The organism is Mesorhizobium sp. PAMC28654 (assembly GCF_020616515.1).
Taxonomy (GTDB): domain Bacteria; phylum Pseudomonadota; class Alphaproteobacteria; order Rhizobiales; family Rhizobiaceae; genus Mesorhizobium.
Genome location: NZ_CP085135.1, coordinates 6438483 through 6459843, shown reverse-complemented (window position 1 = coordinate 6459843; position 21361 = coordinate 6438483). Strand labels below are relative to the sequence as shown.

General features: G+C 64.3%; 7 protein-coding genes and 1 pseudogene. 5 read left to right on the top strand and 3 right to left on the bottom strand.

From position 1 onward, the window contains the following. Positions 1–104 precede the first annotated feature (104 nt). From LGH82_RS31995 to LGH82_RS31985, 3 genes are all read right to left on the bottom strand, one after another. A complete protein-coding gene (locus tag LGH82_RS31995; RefSeq protein ID WP_227346518.1) occupies positions 105–1763 on the bottom strand; it encodes an ABC transporter substrate-binding protein in 1659 nt (552 codons plus the stop codon). A gap of 263 nt (positions 1764–2026) precedes the next feature. Next, positions 2027–8077, bottom strand: coding sequence for a translocation/assembly module TamB domain-containing protein (locus LGH82_RS31990; protein WP_227346517.1), 6051 nt, complete (start codon positions 8075–8077; stop codon positions 2027–2029). After that, positions 8077–10002 (bottom strand): autotransporter assembly complex protein TamA, encoded by a 1926-nt coding sequence (locus tag LGH82_RS31985; protein WP_227346516.1) that lies wholly within the window; start codon positions 10000–10002, stop codon positions 8077–8079. Before LGH82_RS31985 ends, LGH82_RS31990 begins: the two co-directional genes overlap by 1 nt. Before the next feature lie 378 nt (positions 10003–10380). Here LGH82_RS31985 and LGH82_RS31980 point away from each other — a divergent pair. From LGH82_RS31980 to cysW, 5 genes and pseudogenes are all read left to right on the top strand, one after another. Then, positions 10381–15862 (top strand): annotated as a pseudogene (locus LGH82_RS31980) (alpha-2-macroglobulin family protein). Positions 15863–16077: 215 nt separating this feature from the next. After that, positions 16078–18168: a penicillin-binding protein 1C gene (gene pbpC, locus LGH82_RS31975; protein WP_227346515.1), complete on the top strand. Its 2091-nt coding sequence runs from the start codon at positions 16078–16080 to the stop codon at positions 18166–18168. 280 nt (positions 18169–18448) lie between these two features. Further along, complete coding sequence (locus LGH82_RS31970) at positions 18449–19477, top strand: sulfate ABC transporter substrate-binding protein (RefSeq protein ID WP_227346514.1); 1029 nt, start codon at positions 18449–18451, stop codon at positions 19475–19477. A 105-nt stretch (positions 19478–19582) separates the two neighbouring features. Beyond that, positions 19583–20434 (top strand): sulfate ABC transporter permease subunit CysT, encoded by an 852-nt coding sequence (gene cysT / locus LGH82_RS31965; protein WP_227346513.1) that lies wholly within the window; start codon positions 19583–19585, stop codon positions 20432–20434. Then, complete coding sequence (cysW, locus tag LGH82_RS31960) at positions 20427–21311, top strand: sulfate ABC transporter permease subunit CysW (RefSeq protein WP_227346511.1); 885 nt, start codon at positions 20427–20429, stop codon at positions 21309–21311. Before cysT ends, cysW begins: the two co-directional genes overlap by 8 nt. Positions 21312–21361: the final 50 nt, after the last annotated feature.

Genomic DNA, 21361 nt, shown 5'->3' with positions numbered 1-21361 from the left:
GTTTCGAAAACCTTGTGACGTCACGCCGCCGCTGCAACGCATGCAGCAGCGACCATCCTGCGGATACGAGGGGCGCGAGCCCCTCGTATCCGCCAAGTTCTAGGTCACGCCTGATCGAGCCAGACCTTGCCGAAGTCATGCTCGTAGGTCGGGTGCATCGAGTGGTTCTTCACCTCGGGCTTGATGTTGATGTAGAGCTTGCGCCAGTAAGGCTGGATGATGATGCCGGAATCCTGCAGCATCTGCTCGACATCCTTCATCACCACCTTGCGCTTCTCCGCGTCGGCGATACCGAGGGCTTCGTTTACCTTCTTGTCGAAGTCCGGATTGGCGTAGGCCGTTTCGTTCCAGGCTTCACCCGAGCGGTAGGCAATGGCGATGACCTGGATGCCCAGCGGACGCATGTTCCAGTTGGTTTCCGAGAACGGATACTTCGTCCAGTCATTCCAGAATGTCGAGCTCGGCAGCACGGTGCGCTTCACCTTGATGCCGGCTTCGCGCAGCTGGGCCGCGATCGCGTCGGTGGTGTTCTTGTGGTAGTCCTCGTCGTTGCTGATCAGTTCGTGCTCGAAATCGATCACGCCGGCTTCCGTCAGCATCTGCTTGGCCTTGGCGATGTCGCGGGGGATCTTCGGCAGCGCGACATATTCCGGATGGATCGGCGCGACATGGTGGTTTTCAGCCGGCGAGCCGGCATTGCCGTAGCCGAGCTGCAGCACCACCGAATTGTCGACGGCCAGGCACATCGCCTGACGCACCTTCTGGTCGCCATAGGGCTTGGCATTGATGTTGAAGCGCGACACCACGGTGGCCGCGGTCACCACTTCCGAAACCGGAGCACCGACGCCCTCGATGATCTTGACGTAGTCGGCGGTCGTTTCGTGGTTGGTCTGCACCTCGCCCGATTCGAAGGCCGAAACCGTCGCGGCCGGATCGGTGCCATAATCGATGAACTGAACGCCATCGAGGAAGACCTCGCCCTGCCACCACTTGCCGGTCTCACGGCGCTTGTAGACCACCTTCTGGCCGACGTCGTAGGAGACGAGTTCGAACGGGCCAGTGCCGATCGGGCAGCTCTTGAAATTGGCGCCCTTCGCGTCGAAGGTCTTGTGCACTACGAGCGCCGGATAGTCGGTCAGGTTGGCGATGAGCGCGATGTCGGGCTTGGTGAGCTTCAGCTTGACCGTCATGTCGTCGACCTTGACGATGGATCCTTCGCTCAACTTCTTGGTGTTTGGGTCAACGAGGCTGCCAAGGCGGCCCGGCATGGAATTGCCTTCCGCGGTCTTGTCGGCCCAGCGCGTGAAATTGTAGATCACGTCGTCGGCGGTGAACTTGTCGCCATTGTTCCACTCGACGCCCGGCCGCACATGCAGCGTGTATTCGGTGGCGTCGTCATTGATGTCCCAGCCGGCCAGGAGATAGGGCGCGAACGTGTACTGGTGGGTGTACTTCACCAGCGGCTCCAGCGCCTGGCGTTCGGCATTGGCGATCTCCGACCAGTCGGCCGTGCGCGGATCCTTGGGATCCTTGACGGACATCGCGACCTTGATCACGCCGCCCTTCTTGCCCTGCACTTCATCGGCCTTGGCCGGGGTCGGGACAGCGAGGCCGAGCAGGCCATATGCCATCGCCGTCGAAGCGCCGAAGATACTGGCGAGCGCCAGGAATTCGCGCCGGTCCACCTTGTTTGCCTTGACCTCCTCGGCCATCGCCAGGATGTGATCCGGAACGCTGTCGCCATTACTCTTGTAGATCGTCATGACTAACTCCCATTGTTGGCTTTCTGCCTTTTAACATTCCGCATCCGGGCCATCATGTCAAAGACAGACGGGATTGGGAACATGTTAGGGAATGTGCAACTTTGGAAGCAAGCCGGTTCGCGTGATAACGACAGTCTTGACGCAAAATTGCTATTGCGTCGCAGAATTCTTTTTGAATCTCCGGCTGCTATTAAACTGAGACATTCTAGGGAGTTAGGACAGCGCCAGCCCGCCCCTGCCGTGGGGCCAGAACCGTTCGCGGCTCAATATTCCTTTTCGTAGAAGATGCCGCCCTTGGCTTCGCCGGCGTCATTGGCCTCGCCGCGCAGCTTGACGCCGCGCCCGACATTGAGGTCGATGGTCGCCTTGCCCGAGCCAGGCTTGTCGCCCTTCTGGATCGTCACATAGGTGCGGTCGTTCAGGTACTTGCCCGCGGAGACCGCGGTGCCACCCTCGCTGTCCGTGGTCACGTCGAGATCGTCGACGCCGATCGCGCTGCGCAGGTTTTCGAGCAGCGAGGTCGAGCCGCCCACGCCGGCCAATTGCGCGGCGGCTTCGGCAAGCTGCGCGATCTGCAGCGGCGACAGGTTCGACATCGAGCGGCCGAAGATCAACTGCGCCAGAACCTCGTCCTCGGGCAGCGCCGGAACCGAGGAGAAAGTGAATTTCGGATTGTTCGCCTCGCCCGACACCAGGATGGTGACGGTGGTGCCGGTCGTTGTCGAAGTCGCCGTGAGGTTCAGATAAGGCACCAGCGAGCCCGAGAAGCCGATCGTGCCTTCGGTGAAGGTCAACCGCTTGCCAAGGATCGACAACCGCCCGCGCTGCAAGGTGAAGGTGCCCACCGCCTGCGGCGACGAGGCCGGGCCGGTCAGCTTGAGCGACCCGCCAAGCTCGGCATCGACGCCCCTGCCCTGGATGAAGATCTGGTTCGGCGCGTTGACCGTGACATTGAGGTTGAGACCGCTACCGCCGCCTTTGCCTGACGTCGTCGCCGGGCGCAGCGCCTTGTCCTGCGCGCGAACAGCGGCCGGAGCGTTCTTGTGCTTGACGTCGAGCGCCGCCAGCGATCCCGGCAGCTTGTCGGGCACGGTGATGACCGTCTTGGCCAGATTGACGGTGCCGGCAATCACCGGCGCCGATGTCAGCGGTCCCTTGATCGTCAGGTCACCGCCGAGATTGGCGGTCACCACGCGGCCATCCGTATAGCGCCCATCGACCAGCTTGATCGACAGGTCGGCCGGGAAACCCTGCGCCGGGTTGATGCCCACCGTGCCGCTGGCCGACAGGCTGCCGCGGGTCGACAGCGTGCCGGTCAGGCGGTTGATCCGCGCGACCCCGTTGCCGATCGAGACGTCGAGGGCGATGTCATTGACCGCCAGTCCCGATGTTGCATCCACCAGTCGGGCGCCGGATGCACTCACCGTGCCACCGATCATCGGCGACGTCGCCGGTCCGCGAACCTGCACATTGACATTGGCGGCGCCGGTCAGCGAAAGGCCCTGCGCGGCGAGTTTCTGGTCGAGGAAGTCGAACGGCACCTTGCCGGAGAAATCGAGAGCGAGCGCCGGCGTGCCGGCGGTCGTCACCGTGCCGCCACCCTTGAGGCCAAGGCCGGCTCCGTCGCTCAGATTGGCGTCGAAGGTCAGCTTGTTGCCGCCAAACGTGCCCGAGGACGAGATATTCACGCCGCCGAGCCCGGCGCCGCGCGTCTGCGAGGTCTGCACGCCGGCGGCGTCGATGTTGAAGGCCACGGCGGGACTGGCGGCGGCGCCCGTCACCTTGACCGTACCCGAGATCAGGCCGGCGGCATCGAGCCCCGGCGAAAAACTGTTGGCGAGCGATGCCGGCACCCGGGCCAGCGTCGCGTTGAGATCGAGAGACTGCCCGACCCTGCCGGAAACCGTCGCCGTGCCGCCGCCGAGGTCGAGCACCAGCCTGTCCACAGTGGTCGTGCCATTGGCGATGGTGATGGTCGACGGCTGCGAGATGGCAGCCTTGATGCCCTGGACGGTCGCCTGTCCCGAGGCCAGCTCGATGGTCGTCGTGCCATTGGCGACTTTCACCCGCCCAGTGGCCTTTGCCGGAATGTCCTTCACGGTGGCGCCGCCGGAAAAGCCGGTCCAGTCGCCGTCGCGCGTCAGGTCGACATCGATGCCGCGAATGACGGTGGTACCTGAGGTGACGGTGTCGGCGCGCACCTTGCCGGAGATGACGGGGGCTGCCAGATAGTTGGCGATCAGCGCGTCGATCGACACCGTCTTGGCAGAGAGGTCACCACGCGTCAGCGACGCCGTGTTGGCCTTGATGGCGACCTGCGGCGCGTTGCCGTTCTTCGAGAAGTCGATCGTGCCGCTAACGTCGCCTTCCGCCTTTTCCAGAGCCAGGGCGGCGAGCGGCCCGATATCCGGCAGGTCGAGCGACACGGTGCCGACCGGGACGAACTTCTCGTCGAGCGCCAGGTCGCCGGAAATCCTGTTCTTGCCCAGCGACAGCAGCAGCCTGTTGATGGCGCTCTTGCCGTCCGACGTAGCCAGCACCGCGCTGCCTTGCAGGGGCTGGCCCGCGACATTGCCGGTCAACTGCACATTGGCCGCCGGATTGGCGGCGTCGGCCTTGCCGGTGGCGGTGAGCTTCAGCCCGGTGATTTCCCGGTCAGCCACCGACAACTGGTCGCTGTTGACGGTCAGCGACAGGTCCGGCGCGGTCGCCGGCCCTTGCGCATTGAGCGCGAAGGCGATGGCGCCCTTGGCATCCTTCGACAGCAGCGAAATGTCAGATAGCCCGCCCTTGACGTCGGCAGTCAGCTTGTTGTCGGCAAGGCTGGCCTGCCCTTGGGCCGTCAGCGCGCCGGACGCCAGGTTGACCGCGTCGACGCTGACATTGCCGCTGGCGTCACGCTTCAGCACGGCACTGAGCTGCGTCCGCTCGGCCAGCACGCCACGCGCCGCCGCCGGCAGAGCCGCCGAGGCGGCATCAGCCTTGAGGTTGAGGTCGATGGCGCCGTCGGCCAGCGAGACCCGGCCATTGAAGGCACTGTCCAGAGCGTCGCTCGTCACCGAGCCGCTGTCGATGGTGATGGCGTCGGTGGCGAGGTTGCCGGCAACCTTGGCCGTGACCTTGCCGGCGATCAGCGGCGCGATGGTCGGGTTTTCGAGTCCGATCTTGTCCGCCGACACCGTGCCGGAGATTGGCCCGGTGCGCCCCTTCAGGTCGAATGCATCGGAATGCAGGGCGACCGCGACGCCTTCGACCTTGACCTGCCTGGTGGCAACCGAGGGCAGCATGCCGGAGATATCGAGCCGGGCCTGCGTGCCCTCGCCCGCTGCCTTCACCGACAGCGCCTGCAATTCGAGCTTGATCGGGCTTTCAGCGCTGCCGAAAGTCAGCGGCAGGCTCGGGCCGGTGGAGGCGAGGTCGAGAGCGAAATCGCTTGCGCCGTTCGGGTTGAGCGTGCCGGCCGCCTTGCCGGAGATCCTGTCGCCGGAAAGCGTTGCATGATCGACGACAACACCGCCGGCCGTCGTGAAGCTGCCAGCCGCATCGACGGCCAGTGCTCCGAGACCCGCCTGACGTGTCTGGCTGGTTTCAACACCCACCAGTTGCGCATTGAAGCGAACATCGGGAGCCGACGGTGATCCAGTCACACTAGCCGTGCCGCCCAGCGTCCCCACGGCATCGAGGCCCGACGAAAAATCATTGGCAAGTGCCGCCGGCAGCGCGGAGAATTCAGCTTTGAGATCGAGCGCCTGCCCGGCGGTGCCGGACACGGTCACCGCTCCGCCGCCGACATCGAGCGCCAGTTTCTCTATGCTGGTCGTGCCATCGGCGATGCTCAGCGTCGACGGCTGCGCGATCGCCGCCTTGATGCCGCGAACGGTCGCCTCGCCCGAGGCGATCTCGACGCTCGTTGTACCACCGGCAATCTTCACCCGCCCGGCGGCGGTGGCCGGAATGCCGGCAATGGTGGCGCCGCCGGTAAAGCCGGTCCAGTCGCCGTCGCGCTTCAGATCGACATTGATACCGCTGATTTCCGTGGTGCCCGAAGTGACCGTATCGGCCTTGATCGTGCCGGAGATCGCCGGCGCCTTGAGATAGTTGGCCACGGTGGCGTCAACCGCGATGGCCTTGGCCGCCACGTCGCCGCGCGAGACCGATGTGCTCTTGGCATCGATCGTGACCGAAGGCGTGTCGCCATCCTTGGCAAAACTGATCGTGCCGTTGATATCGCCGGTGATCGCCTGGCCCGCCAGTGCGGCAAGTGCCGAGATATCCGGCGCCTGCAGCGTCAGCATGCCGAGCGGCAGGAACTTGTCGTCGAGCGCGAGGTCGCCAGACACCTTGTTGTCACCCAGCGAAACGGAAAATCCGTTGATCGAGCGCTTGCCCTCATTCGTCACCAGCGCCGCCTTGAGGTCGAGCGGCTGGTCGTTGGCTAAACCGGTCAGCGTGACCGTGGCGGCGGGATTGGCGATGTCTGCCTTGCCGGTCGCATCGAGCTTGATGTTCTTTACCGTGTGGCCCGAAGCCGTCAGGCTGTCACTGCTGGCCGACACCGAGAAATCAGGTGCCGAGCGCGCGCCCTTGGCGGTGAGCGAGAACTCGACGCCGCCGGCGACCGGCACGCCGACCATGGGCGACAGCACCGAGACGTCGCCAAGCTTGCCCTTTACATCGGCCTGGATGTCCGTGCCTTGGGCGCTGGCTGTGCCGCTTGCGGTCAGCGAACCGGAGGTGAGTTCTATCGAGTTGGCGGCGAAGGAACCCTGCGGATCGCGCGTTGCGGTCGCGGCGAATTTCACCCGCGGGCCAAGCACCGAGGCGATCTGCGGCGGCAATGCGCTCGACACCGCGTCGGCATTCATCTTGAGCTGCATCGACATGTCAGCCAGCGCCACCGTGGCCGTCAGCGAGGCATTGAGCGCATCGCTGGTCAGCGTGCCCTTGTCGATGGTGATCGCGTCCTTGCTGACCGAACCAGCGAGATCGACAGCGACCTTGCCGGTGATTAGCGGCGCCAGCGTCGCCAGATCGGTGTTCAGACCGCCGGCCTCGATCTTGACCGTCACCGGACCGGCGCGGTTCTGGATGTCGAAGCCGTCGGAATGGATCTGCGTCGACAGATCGTCGAGCCGCGTCCCACCCGCTACGATCGAGACGAAGGACGCGCCAATGTCGACCATCGGCGCCTTGCCGTCGCCGAACGCGCGCGCCGTGGCGCCCTTGATGGCCACGGTGATCGGCTGCGCCTTGCTGCCGAGGCTGACCACCACGGGCGGGCCCTTGGCGGCGAGTTGCACGGAAAGATCGCTGGCGCCCTTCGGGTCGACAATGCCGGAGGCGGTGCCGTGCACCGCGTCGCTGTCGATGTTGGCGCGCTCGATGTCGATGCCGCCGGCGGCGGTCGCCGTTCCGGCGAGGTCGAAACTGGTCTTGCCGGCGAACAGCGGCTTCAGATTCTCCGGCAGGAAGCGCTCGAAATCGCCATCGCCCTTGGCTTCGACATGGTTACCCTTGTCAGTCAGTTGATGGCGGCCGGTGAGTTGGGTGACGATCTGGTGATCGACGAGGAAGGTGCCGACGCCGCTCCAGTTGGCCAGCGGCCCGGTGCCCGAAACGACGATGTCGACCGGCGGCGCATCCGGCAGGTTGAGGAGGTTGGCGATGATGCCGCCCGCCGGCTCCGACGCCTTGAGGTCAAGGTCCAGCTTGTCGTCGGCCGGCGCGAAATGGACCTTGGCGTCGACATTGCCTTGCTTGCCGTCGCGGCGGGTGATGTTGAGGCTCGTCCGCACCGCAAGCGGCGCTGCATCGACCTTGACCGCTCCCTTGGCCGTCAGTTCGGCGATGCCGCTGCCGGCCAGGGCCTGCCCGAGCGCGATGTCGGGAAAATCGATCTGCTTTACATCGATCGAAACCGGGAGGGTCGTCGATCCGGCTTGGCTCGGCTGTGTGCTGGCCACCGGCAGCCGCGCCAGTTCGATGCGGTCGGCGGCAATGCGGTCGGCGCTGAAATTTTTCGACAGCAGCGCCAGCGGCGACCAGTCGACGGCCACCTTGCGGGCCACCAGCCAGGCGCCCTCGCGATCTTCCAGCACGACATCATCGACCGTCAGCGCGCCCGACCAGATGCCATCGATGCCGCTGACCGTAACCTTTCGATCCGCGTTCGAAGCCAGGCTTGAAATGAGGCCGGCAAGATTTTCGCGGCCGCGTTCGGTCTTGGTCAGCACGAACAGCGCGCCGGCTGCGGCGGCCACCACGACCAGCAGCGTGTAGACGACAATGCGAAGGATGCGTTTGAATGACTTCATCAGAACGCCTGGCCAATGCCGGCATAGATGCCGAAATGCGGATCGGTCGGATCACGGTTGAGGGGGACGGCAGCATCGATGCGCAGGGGGCCGAAGGGCGTCACGTAACGCAAACCGAGACCGGCGCCGACCTTCACGTCGGAAAAATTGGGAGCCGACCTGGTCGATACGGTGCCGGCATCGACGAAGGGCACGATGCCGATCGTGTCGGTGATCGCAATGCGCATCTCGACCGAGGTCTCGAAGAAGGAGAGCCCGCCGATCGGCTGGCCATTGATGTCCTTGGGGCCGATGCCCTGATAGGAGTAACCGCGCACCGAGCCGCCACCGCCGGAATAGAAGCGCCGGTCGGCTGGAACACTCTCCAGGCCGGTACCGACGATCGAGCCGATGGCGACCCGTTCGGCAAGGACGAATTTGGAGGCCGTATCCAGTGACTGATAGGCGGACCCCTCGCCCTTCAGTTTGAGGAAGGCCGCACCGCTCAATATGTCGTAGCTGGGCTCGGCATAGGCCAGCACCCTGAATCCCCTGGTCGGATTGAGCCGGCTGTCGCGGTTGTCATAGACATATTGCAGGGGAATGCTGGCGATCAGATAGGTGTGCTTGCCGAAGGCATCGTGGATTCTCGAATAGTCGAGCGAGACTGCCGCCGAAACCGTCTGCTTCTTGTCGAGATCATAGGAGAGGCCGGTCTCGCCCTTGACCGAGAAATGGTCATAGGCGTCAGGATGTTCCAGGACGGTCTTGATGTTGGCGAAGAATTTCGACGTCGGCCCGATAACGCCCGGCTTTTCAAACATGATGCCGGCATTGTAGTTGAGCTTGGAGAGGTCATTGCTGCCGATGCCACTGATGGCGCCGTCGATGCGCAGCTTTTCCGCATGGCCGAACAGGTTCCGGTTCCCCCAATAGCCTTCCAGACCGAGCCCCTCGATGTTGGAAAAACTACCGCCCAGGCCGAAATAGCGGGGCTTGCGCTCGCTGACCTGGACGCCGATCGGAATATTGCCGTCGGCGTCGAGCTTGTCGGCTTCCTTCAGCGTCACGCTGTTGAAGACTTCGAGCGCCAGCAGCCGGTCGCGCGCATCGCTGATCTCTTGCGGAGAATATTGCCGGCCGCGCTTCAGCCCTGTCATGTATTCGGTGAAATCGCGGTCGACCTTTTCCGTGCCCGAGACCGTCGTCTCGCCATAACCGGCCACCGGTCCGGCCGCCACGGTCAGCGTCACGTCAAGCGTCGACGTGTTGTGTTCGGCGACGATCTGGCGATCCGTCACCTTGGCCAGCGGCCTGCCCTGCTCCTTCAGAGTCCGCACGATCAGCGCCTCGGCCTTGAGGACCGCGCCGGAACCGGCATCGCCGCCGGCGATCAGGCCGTAATCGGCGCTCATGAGGCCGGCCGCGTCGCCCTCGAGGTGGATATTGCCAAGGGTGAACTTCGGTCCGGTGGCGATGTTGACCGTCACCGGGATCGGCTGCGGGCCCTTGAATTCGGCGTCGGGCGGCAGGTCGTCGATCGACTTGCCGTCGATGGTGATGGTGACGACGCCCTCATAGCGGGCATCGGCATATAGGGCGGCGACCAGCTGTTCGCGGTCGCTGCGCGCCTTGGCCATCAGCCCGAGCGAACCGGACACCGGATGATCCTCGTCGCTCTTCAGCGCGGAGGCATTCTGGAGTTTCTTGAGAAGGGCCTTGTCGGCATCCGGCGCGTCGATCGTCACGGCATAGCGCAACGGATCGACGATGTCGGTGTCCTCCTTGGACGCCCCCCACAGTTTGATGCCAAAAATCTCGAAAGCCGCCGCATGCCTCGATTCGCCAACCAGCACGGTCGAGCACATGAACGCGAAAAACAGGACGCGCGGAAGCACGCGCCCTGGCGCGGTACCTCCTGACATCTGCGTTTCATGCGCCGGCATTATGAGTCCAACCTAATGTCGAAATCTAAAATTGGAATGAAGTTCTGAAGTGCTCGTAAAGGGGCCACAATCCAATTGTCTGAAATAGGCAGGGCTTGGAATTCACACCTTTTGCGTCTCCGCAAGAAAGCGTGATCCCCCAATCCTGTGGAGGTACTACCGGTCATTCGCCGGAAAGGGAACCGTTGGCAGGCGGAACCTGCCGCGTCCTCGTGTTGACAAGCCCGACTGAAGCTTGATCATGGCTGGACGTTGGAGCGACATGCGTCCATTGGGACGTACAAAGTACGGTTTGGGATTTTGAACCATCGCATCGTGTTTTTCGAAGATCGATTCCGATCTTCGCGCTGATGCGAAAGCAGTGTCTGGGAGGGTATTATGGCAATGCGCGCGGCTCGTGGCCTGTCGATCCTGATCCTTCTGTTTTTCGCCTGGGGAGGCATCGCGCAAGCGGCCGAGGCCCGGCGAATCGCAACCACCGACAACTCCGACTATTTTGGATTCGATCTTCGGTCCGATCAGAATGTCACGCTCGACCAATGCAAGACGACATGCCTGGGTGACCCAGCCTGCCGCGCCTTCACCTATAACACCAAGGCCAAATGGTGTTTTCTCAAATCCGACTATAATTCCCTGAAGCCGTTCACCGGCGCCGTCGCCGGCAAGGTCGTCAATGTCGACGGCGATCCCGATATCGGCGCCCCGCCCGCCATCGCCTTCTTTCCAGATTGGATGGCCGACCAGGCGCAGCAATACCGCAACAAGCTGCTGGGCCCCGGCTACATCAAGCCCACGGATGGGCTGACGGCGCTGATGACCGCGGCCGAACAATCGGCTCGCACTGGCGACCACCGTTCGGCGATGCTGAGATATGAAGGCGCGGTGTCGGTCATGCCCGATGACGGCAAGCTCTGGCTGGAGTTGGCGCGCGAAACGCTGGCCGTGCAGCCCGCCGCCAACACCTCCGAGGCGTCGACCCTGCCCACCAACGCCACCTCGGCCGCCTTCAATGCCTACAAGCTGTCCCGCACGACCAATGTCCGCGCCGAAGTGTTGGCGCTGCTCGGCTCCGGCCTCGACAAGCGCGAACTTTTCCGGCCCGCGCTGCAGGCCTACGAGGCGAGCCTCGCGCTGGTCAATTCGGCCGCCGTCAAGGCCGACTATGAGGACCTGAAGGCGCGCAAGGGTTTCCGCGTCATCGATCACTCCGTCGACGCCGACACCAGCGCGCCGCGCATCTGCGCCCAGTTTTCCGAGGACCTTGTCAAGACCGGCGTCGACTACGCCCAGTTCGTCACGGTCGACAACGCTCCGCCGAAAGGCATCGAGGCCAAGGACAAGCAGATCTGCGTCGAAGGGCTCGAACACGGCCAGCATTACGACGTGACCTTCCGCGCCGGCCTGCCGGCCGCGATCGGCGAGGTCACCGCCGCTCCCGTGGTGCTGTCGATCTACGTGCAGGATCGCGCGCCATCGGCACGCTTCACCGGCGACAGCTTCGTGCTGCCCGCCGGCGCGCGGCGCGGCATCCCGCTTGTCACCGTCAACATGAACGTCGCCCAGATGAAGCTCTACCGTATCGGCGACCGTTCGCTGGCCCAGCTTCTCTCCGGCTACCAGTTCCTGCGTCAGCTCGACAGCTATGACGTCTCCAACATTTCCGACCAGATGGGCGCGCCGGTCTGGCAGGGCCAGCTTGACATCGCCAGCGACCTCAACAAGGAAGTCACCACCTCCTTCCCGGTCGACCAGGCCCTGCCGCAGCGCAAGCCCGGGGTCTACGTGTTGACCGCCAAGGCCGTCGACGGCCATGGCGACGACAGCAATTCGATCGCCACGCAATGGTTTGTCGTCTCCGACATCGGCCTGTCGACCTACACGGGCCAGGATGGGCTCAATGTCTTTACCCGATCGCTAGGATCGGCCAAGCCGATTGCCGGCGCTGAACTGACGCTGCTGGCCAAGAACAACGAAATCCTCGGCACCGCGACGTCGGATGCAGAGGGCCACGCGATCTTCAACCCCGGCCTGACGCGCGGCGAAGGTGGCATGGTGCCGGCCGTGCTGATGGCCAAGCAGGGTGACAACGACTTCGTCTTCCTGGACATGGGTCGCGCCGGCTTCGACCTGTCCGACCGTGGCGTCACTGGACGTCCGGCGCCGGGCGCGCTCGACGTCTATGCCTGGACCGAACGCGGTATCTATCGCGCCGGCGAGGAGGTGCATGTCGCAGCCCTCGCCCGCGACGAGTCCGCCAAGGCAGTAGAGAACCTGCCGCTGACCTTCATCTTCTCGCGCCCCGACGGCGTCGAGGATCGCCGCATCGTCAGCGACGGCACATCCGCCGGCGGCCATGCCGTCGACCTGGCGCTCCAACCCAATGCCATGCGCGGCACCTGGACGGTTGCCATCCATACCGATCCCAAGCAGCCGGCCGTCGCCAGCCAGATGTTCCTGGTCGAGGATTTCGTGCCGGATCGCATCGAGTTCGACCTCACCGCCGACAAGCAGGAGATCGCGCGGGGCGAAACCGCCAATGTTACCGTCGACGGTCGTTTCCTTTATGGCGCGCCGGCCGCAGGTCTTGCGCTGGAAGGCGAACTGACGCTGTCGACCGCCCGCGACTGGGACCGCTTCAAGGGCTACGTCTTCGGCCTCGCCGACGAACAGTCGGCCCAGCCATCGGTCACCCCGTTCACCGACCTGCCGGTCGTCGGCGACAACGGCAAGGCGACCTTCCCGGTCTCGGTCGACCAGATGCCTTCGACCACCAAGCTGGTTAACGCCAAGGTCACGGTGCGCATGCGCGAAACCGGCGGCCGCGCCGTCGAGCGTTCGCTCAACATCGGCATCCGCCCGCAGGGCCACATGGTCGGCATCCGCCCGGATTTCGACGGCGGGGAGGTGCCGCAAGGCGGCGTGGCGAAATTCAGCCTGATCGCCGTCGATCCCGACGGCAAGCGCGAGGCGCTGAAGGGCGCGCAGTGGTCGCTGGTCAAGGTCGAACGCAATTATCAATGGTACCGCTCCAACAACTCCTGGAACTACGAGCCGGTCACCTTTCACCAAATCGGTCGCCAACGGCCAGGTCGACCTGACCGCCGATGGCGAAGCCACGGTTTCGGTGCCGGTCGACTGGGGCCAGTACCGGCTTGAGGTCGCGACAGCCGATCCCGAGGGACCGGCGACCAGCTATGAGTTCGACGCCGGCTGGTATGTTTCGTCCACCACCACCGAGACACCGGACGGGCTGGAGATCGCCCTCGACAAGGACACCTATGCGGCGGGTGAAGTCGCCAAGCTCAAGGTCTCTCCGCACTTTGCCGGTGAACTCCTCATCACCATCGGCGCCGACAAGCTGGTGAAGACCGTAACGGCAAGCGTGCCGGCCGGCGGCAGCACCGTCGATATCCCGGTTGGCAACGACTGGGGCGCCGGCGCCTATGTCACGGCTACCCTGTTCAGACCCGGCGACGCGCAGGAATCGCGCATGCCGGCACGCGCCATCGGCGTGAAATGGCTGAAGGTCGATCCGGGCTCGAAGAAGCTCGCGGTCACCCTGACGCCGCCGGACAAGACCGTGCCGCGCCAGCAGCTGTCGATCCCGGTTGCGGTCGCCGGCGTGCAGCCGGGCAGCAACGCCTACGTCATGGTTGCCGCCGTCGATGTCGGCATCCTCAACCTGACCAACTACAAGGCGCCTGATCCGGAGAACTGGTTCTTCGGCCAGCGCATGCTTGGCCTCGAGGTGCGTGACCTCTACGGCCGCCTGATCGATGGCTCGCTGGGCACCACCGGCAAGCTCAGGACCGGCGGCGACGGCGCCAACATGCAGTCGCAAGGCAGTCCGCCGACCGAAAAGCTGGTGGCCTTCTTCTCCGGCCCGGTCCAGCTCGACGCCGACGGCAAGGCGCGGATCGACTTCGACATTCCCCAGTTCAACGGCACCGTGCGCGTCATGGCCGTCGCCTGGACCAAGGAAGCCGTCGGCCACGCCCAGACCGACGTCATCGTGCGCGATCCCGTGGTGATCACCGCCGGCCTGCCGCGCTTCCTGGCACCGGGCGACGCCGCAATCATGCGGCTCGACGTCGCCGACACCGATGGTCCGGCCGGCGACTATAAACTGTCGATCGACACCACCGGCGACCTGTCGACCGGTGACAAGCCCCTGCCCGAAAAGCTGACGCTGGCGCAGGGCAAGCGGCAGACGCTGACCGTGCCGTTGATCGCCCAGACGGCGGGCAACGCCTCGATCACCATCAAGCTTGCCCATGCCGACGGCACCAATGTCGAGCAGACGCTCTATGTGCCGGTGCGCCCGGCGCAATTGCCCGTCACCACCCGCATGGTTGTAGATCTCAAGGGCAATGGCGGCTCGCTGCGCGTCGACAAGGAGCTGCTTGCCGCAAGCCTGCTCGACGGCGCTTCCGTCAGCGTCGGTGTTTCGCAGGCCGCCGCCTTCGACGTGCCGTCGCTGCTGATGACGCTCGACCGCTACCCCTATGGCTGCGCCGAGCAGACCACCAGTCGCGCCATGCCGCTGCTCTATGTCAACGACATGGCCTCGAGCATAGGCATGGCCAGCGATCCAGACCTGCATGGCCGCATCCAGGAAGCCATCTACAAGGTGTTGAGCTACCAGGCCTCGGCCGGCAGCTTCGGCCTGTGGGGTCCGGGCTCGGGCGACCTCTGGCTCGACGCCTATGTCACCGACTTCCTGACCCGGGCGCGCGAGCAGAAATACGACGTTCCGAGCCTGGCGATGAGCCAGGCGCTGAACAATCTGCAGAACGCGATCGGTTACGACCAGAGCGTCCAGGATCGCGGCAGCGAGATCGCCTACGCGCTCTATGTGCTCGCCCGCAACAAGAAGGCCTCGATCGGCGACTTGCGCTACTACGCCGACACGCAGCTCGAAGCTTTCACCAGTCCGATGGCGGTTGGCCAACTGGCGGCGAGCCTTGCGCTTTATGGCGATACCCAGCGCTCCGAAGCCACCTTCAAGACGGCGCTGCAACTCGCCAAGACGACCACCGAGTACGATTATTATCGGTCGGACTATGGCTCGCCGCTGCGTGACGGCGCGGCGATGCTGGCGCTGGCAGCGGAATCGAAGCCGGTGTCGTCGATCGTGCCGGAGCTGATCAAGCTGGTGACCAGGGAACGCGCCCAGGCCGACTGGACCAGTACCCAGGACGAATCCTGGATGCTGCTGGCGGCCCGCGCGCTCAAGGAAGGCAACGACTCGATCGCGCTGACCGTCAATGGTGCGGCTCATGCCGGCGGCTATTCGGAACAGCTGGCCGGCACCGACCTGGCCGACAGCCCGCTGACCATCGCCAACACCGGCAAGGAGCCGCTGCAGGCGGTCGTCACCACGGTGGCCGCACCAGTCGAGCCCCTGCCGGCCAGCGGCGACGGCTTCACCATCCAGCGCACCTACTACAGGCTCGATGGTACGGAGGCGAATGTGACGGAGGTCAAGCAGAACGAACGCTATGTCGTCGTGCTCAAGGTCACCGAACAGAACAGCTGGCCATCCCGGCTGCTGATCACCGACCTGCTGCCGGCCGGCTTCGAGATCGACAATCCCGGCCTGGTGTCCAGCGCCCAACTGTCGAACTTCTCCTGGCTGACCCAGACCGACGCCGCTCATCTCGAATTCCGCAACGACCGTTTCGTCGCGGCGTTCAATCCGGCCGACGGCGATCACGACCACAATCTGACCCTCGCCTATGTCGTGCGCGCCGTGACGCCGGGAACCTATGCGCATCCGGCGGCAACGGTGGAGGACATGTACCGTCCGCAATATTCGGCCCGCACCGCCACCGGCATGATGGAGGTGAAGGCGCCGTAAGGCGCCGATAGTGCGAATATGAACGGAACGATGGCGCTGCCCCTCATCCGCCTGCCGGCACCTTCTCCCCGTATCGTGACGGGGAGAAGGGAGCTGTCGCGAATTTCGCCACTTTTTCTGCAACCTTGGCGATTGGCGAAACCATCCGCGACAGCGTCTTTCTCCCCGTCACTATACGGGGAGAAATGTCCGGCAGGACAATGAGGGGCGGCGCCATGCTCTCCAGAAAATTTCTCCGTCGGACGGCCATAACCGCAGCGTCTTGTGCCGGCATTCTCGCCATCGCCATCGCCACCCTCTGGGAACTCGACCGCGCCTTCCCGCCTCCGCTCCCGGCAAAGCTCACGGTCTCCACCGAGGTCCAGGATCGCGACGGCCTTCTGCTGCGCGCCTTCGCCACGCCGGACGGCTACTGGCGGCTCGAAACCCGGCTCGACCAGGTCGACAAGCAGTTCGTCGATATGCTGGTCGCCTATGAGGACAAGCGCTTCTGGGACCATGACGGCATCGACGTGCTGGCGCTGGCCCGTGCCGCCGGACAATTCGCCACTAGCGGCCATATCGTGTCCGGCGGCTCGACGCTGTCGATGCAGCTGGCGCGGCTGATCGAGCCGCGCGAAAGCCGCAGCCTCGGCTCCAAAATCAAGCAGATGCTGCGCGCCATCCAGATCGAACGGCGGCTGTCGAAGCGCGAGATTCTTGAACGCTACCTGACGCTCGCGCCCTATGGCGGCAATCTGGAAGGCGTCCGCGCCGCCTCGCTCGCCTATTTCGGCAAGGAACCGAAACGGCTCACCGTTTCCGAAGCCGCCCTGCTCGTCGCCCTGCCGCAATTGCCGGAACGGCGGCGGCCCGACCGCAACCTCCAGATTGCGCACGCCGCCCGTGACCGGGTGCTGACCCGCATGGTTTCGGCCGGCCTCATCGGCGATCGCGAGGCCGCGCGCGCCGCGCTCGACGATGTCGTAGGCTTACGGCGCAGGCTTCCGGCGCTGGCCGCGCACGCCGCCTATGCGATGCTGCCCAAGGCAGTCCCCGGCCAGCCCCTGAAACTGACGATCCGCAGGAGCGTCCAGGCCGGGCTGGAACAGGTGGCGCGCGACGCCGCGACCAAACTCGGGCCCCGCCTGTCCGTCGCCATGGTGCTGGCTGACGCCCGCACCGGCGATATCCTGGGCGAAGTCGGCTCGGCCAATTTCTTCGACGCCAGCCGCTCCGGCTGGATCGACATGACCAAGACCATCCGCTCGCCCGGCTCGACGCTGAAGCCTTTCATCTACGGCCTCGCTTTCGAACAGGGGCTGGTGGCGCAGGAAACATTGATCGAGGACAGTCCCGCCGATTTCGGCGGCTATCGGCCTAAGAATTTCGACATGGGCTACCAGGGCGATGTCAGTATAAGGCAGGCGCTGCAGCTGTCGCTCAACGTGCCGGCGATCCGTGTGCTCGATGCGGTCGGCCCGGCGCGACTGATGGCGCGCTTCCGCCAGGCCGGCGTGACGCCGGTGCTGCCGGTGAACGAGGCGCCGGGTCTTGCCATCGGCCTAGGCGGCGTTGGCGTGACGCTGCGCGATCTCGTCCAGCTCTATACGGGCCTTGCCAATGGCGGCAAGACGCACTCCCTGCATGATGGCAGCGAGCCGGCCAATGCCCAAGGCTCGACTGCCACGATCCTAGACGATCAGGCGAACTGGCAGATCATCGACATGTTGTCGGGCGTCAAGCCGCCGGAAGGCGCCATCCAGCGCGGCATCGCCTACAAGACTGGTACTTCCTACGGCTATCGCGACGCCTGGTCGGTCGGCTTTGACGGCCGCTACGTACTTGGTGTCTGGGTCGGGCGTCCCGATGCCGGCGCGGTTCCCGGCCTGTCCGGCTATGTTTCGGCCGCCCCCATCCTGTTCGAGGGTTTTGTCCGTTCCGGCCTTGCCGCCGTGCCCCTGCCGGGTAGGCCGCCCGGCGTCCAGAACCCGAAGCGCGACGAGTTGCCGGTCACGCTCACCCGGTTTGGTGCGGGCTCGGATGGGCTGGTCGAGGCGACGCCGACGGAGCCCGCGCCGACCATCATCTTCCCGCCAGACGGCGCACGCGTCGATCTCGCCACCAATTCGGCCGAGGCCACGCCGCTGGTGCTGAAGCTGCAGGGCGGCCGCGCGCCGTTCCGTTGGCTTGCCAATGGCAAGCCGCTCACCGGCATCGACCGCACGCGCACGGCGACCTGGCTGCCCGATGGCACCGGCTATTCGACGCTGACAGTCATCGATGCCGCGGGGCGTGCCGCAAGCGTGAAAGTGTTTGTCGAATAGAATCCGGCAAGGGATTCGCCGCATAGGTTTTTTGCGCGACGGCGCGACCTGCTGATCTCCCCCACGAGTGGGGAGATCGGCTGTCACCGCCGATTTCGCCAATCGTCGACGTTGCGGGGATCTGCGATCGGACTCACCGCCTCGCCCGCATGAGGAAGAAATTTCTCCATGCAGCCAATAAGCGGCGAAAATTTGCTTCGAAGAGGCAAAAAAGGCAACATTGAATGCATCTAAATTCTATCAATTCGGTAGAGTTCGCCTCAGTTCAACGGAGGCGGGAATGACCAAACCTTATTTCAAGAAACTGCTCGGCGCGCTGATCGCCTCATCTGTCCAGTTCGGCACGCTCGGTTTCGCGTTTGCCGACACCACCATCCTCAACGTGTCGTATGACCCGACGCGCGAGCTTTACAAGGCCTATGACGAAGCCTTCGTCGCGCATTGGAAGGCGGAGACCGGCGAGACGGTCACCATCCAGCAGTCGCATGGCGGATCGGGCGCACAGGCTCGCGCCGTGATCGACGGCCTCGATGCCGATGTGGTGACGCTGGCGCTCGAAGGCGACATCAACGCCATCGTCTCGAAGTCGAAGAAGATCAATCCCGACTGGCGCACCAAGTTCGAGAACAATTCAGCCCCCTACACCTCCACCATCATCTTCCTTGTCCGCAAGGGCAATCCCAAGGGCATTCATGACTGGAACGACCTGGTCAAGGACGGCGTCCAGGTGATCACGCCCAACCCCAAGACCTCCGGTGGTGCGCGCTGGAACTATCTCGCCGCCTGGGCCTATGCCAACGCCAATGACGGCGGCGACGAGGCCAAGACCAAGGAATTCGTCGGCAAGCTCTACGCCAACGCCCCGGTGCTCGACACCGGCGCACGCGGCTCGACGGTGACCTTCGCGCAAAAGGGCCTCGGCGACGTGCTGATCGCCTGGGAAAACGATGCCTACCTGGCGCTGGACGAATTCGGCGCCGACAATTTCGAACTCGTCTACCCGCCGACATCGATCCTGGCCGAGCCGCCGGTGGCGATCGTCGACGCCAATGTCGACGCCAAGGGCACGCGCAAGGTCGCCGAAGCCTATCTGGGCTGGCTCTATTCCAAGGAAGGGCAGACGATCATCGCCAAGAACCACTATCGTCCGGCCAAGCCCGAACTCGTCGCGGCCGAGGATCTTCCCAAGACGCCTGCGATCAAGCTGATCTCCATCGACGATCCGCTCTTTGGCGGCTGGAAGAAAGCGCAGCCTTATCATTTCGGCGACGGTGGTATATTCGACCAGATCTACAAGCCGGCCCAGTAAGTGGCTGGGGAAGAGGCCTGGGCGGGCTTCTTCCCAAAAGCCTTCGGACCATGGCGCCATGGTGACAAGCAATCTGGTTGAATAAAAGGGACGATCCAGAATTCCATGAGTACAGCACCCGCGCAGGCGGGGTGGCGGTTCAGACAGCCGAGTGTCATTCCGGGTTTCGGATTGACGCTCGGCTTCTCGCTTGCCTACCTCACCCTCATCATCCTCATTCCGCTGTCCGGGCTGATATGGCGCTCGGCCGCCCTTGGCTGGCCTGAATTCTGGGCGATCGCAACCGACCGCCGCACCCTCAATGCGCTGCGGATCAGCTTCGGCACCGCCTTCATCGCCGCCCTGGTCAACGTCGTCTTCGGCACGCTTGTCGCCTGGGTGCTGGTGCGTTACCGCTTTCCCGGCCGCCGCGTCGTCGATGCCATGGTCGACCTGCCCTTCGCCCTGCCGACGGCGGTGGCGGGCATCGCACTGACCACGCTTTACGCGCCAAACGGCTGGATCGGCCACCTCCTGGCGCCGCTCGGCATCAAGGTCGCCTACACGCCGCTCGGCATCGTCATCGCGCTGGTTTTCATCGGCCTGCCCTTCGTCGTGCGCACCGTGCAGCCGATCATGGAGGAGATCGACAAGGAGGTGGAGGAAGCCGCGGCAACGCTTGGCGCCAGCCGCTTCCAGATCATCACCCGCATCCTGTTTCCAGGCCTGGCGCCGGCCATCATCACCGGCTTTTCGCTCGCCTTCGCGCGCGGCGTCGGCGAGTACGGCTCGGTCATCTTCATCGCCGGCAATCTGCCTTACAAATCCGAGATCGCGCCGCTTCTGATCGTCATCCGGCTGGAAGAATACAATTATCCGGCGGCGACCGCGATCGCGGCGATCATGCTGGCTCTGTCGTTCGTGATGCTGCTGGTCGTCAATCTGGCACAGACATGGAGCCGCAAGCGCTATGGCTGACCCGGAGATCAAATCCTACGAACCGCATCACGAAAGCCGCTCAGCGGCGGTGACTGAGAGCAGGCCGGCGCAAGCCGTCCTGATGGTCATTGTCTTTGCCTTCCTCGGCATCTTTCTGCTGCTGCCGCTAATCATCGTCTTTCACGAGGCCTTCGCCAAAGGCATCGGCGCCTACTTGCAGTCGCTGGGCGATGCCGACACCCGCTCGGCGATCCGGCTCACACTTCTGGTGGCGGCGATCTCCGTGCCGCTCAACATCGTCTTCGGCATCTCCGCCGCATGGGCGATCGCCAAGTTCGAGTTCAAGGGCAAGGCTTTCCTCACCACGCTGATCGACCTGCCCTTCTCCGTCTCCCCGGTCATTTCCGGCCTCGTCTATGTGCTGCTGTTCGGCGCGCAAGGCTTGCTCGGCGGCTGGTTGAAGGCGCACGGCATCGTCATCCTGTTCGCGGTGCCCGGCATTGTACTGGCCACAGTCTTCGTCACCTTCCCCTTCGTCGCGCGCGAGCTGATCCCGCTGATGCAGGAACAGGGCAATGGCGATGAGGAGGCGGCACTTTCGCTCGGCGCCAATGGTTGGCAGGCCTTCTGGTATGTGACGCTGCCCAACGTCAAATGGGGCCTGCTCTACGGCGTGCTCCTGTGCAACGCGCGCGCCATGGGCGAGTTCGGCGCGGTGTCCGTGGTGTCGGGCCACATACGCGGCCTGACCAACACCATGCCGCTGCATGTCGAAATCCTCTACAATGAGTACAACGCGGTCGGCGCCTTCGCCGTCGCCTCATTGCTTGCGGGCCTGGCGCTCGTCACGCTGGTCTTGAAAACACTTCTCGAGATGCGCTACGGCGCCGAGCTCGCCGCGACGCGCGGACACTAAATGCATGTCGCCCAAAAGTGGAATGCGGTTTTGGGGCAACGACATGCATG

Excerpts from the sequence above, each read along its gene's own strand:
- cysW (WP_227346511.1), top strand. The coding sequence starts at position 20,427 with ATGGCTGACCCGGAGATCAAATCCTACGAACCGCATCACGAAAGCCGC.
- pbpC (WP_227346515.1), top strand. The coding sequence starts at position 16,078 with ATGCTCTCCAGAAAATTTCTCCGTCGGACGGCCATAACCGCAGCGTCT.
- LGH82_RS31970 (WP_227346514.1), top strand. The coding sequence starts at position 18,449 with ATGACCAAACCTTATTTCAAGAAACTGCTCGGCGCGCTGATCGCCTCA.
- LGH82_RS31995 (WP_227346518.1), bottom strand. The coding sequence starts at position 1,763 with ATGACGATCTACAAGAGTAATGGCGACAGCGTTCCGGATCACATCCTG.
- cysT (WP_227346513.1), top strand. The coding sequence starts at position 19,583 with ATGAGTACAGCACCCGCGCAGGCGGGGTGGCGGTTCAGACAGCCGAGT.
- LGH82_RS31985 (WP_227346516.1), bottom strand. The coding sequence starts at position 10,002 with ATGCCGGCGCATGAAACGCAGATGTCAGGAGGTACCGCGCCAGGGCGC.
- LGH82_RS31990 (WP_227346517.1), bottom strand. The coding sequence starts at position 8,077 with ATGAAGTCATTCAAACGCATCCTTCGCATTGTCGTCTACACGCTGCTG.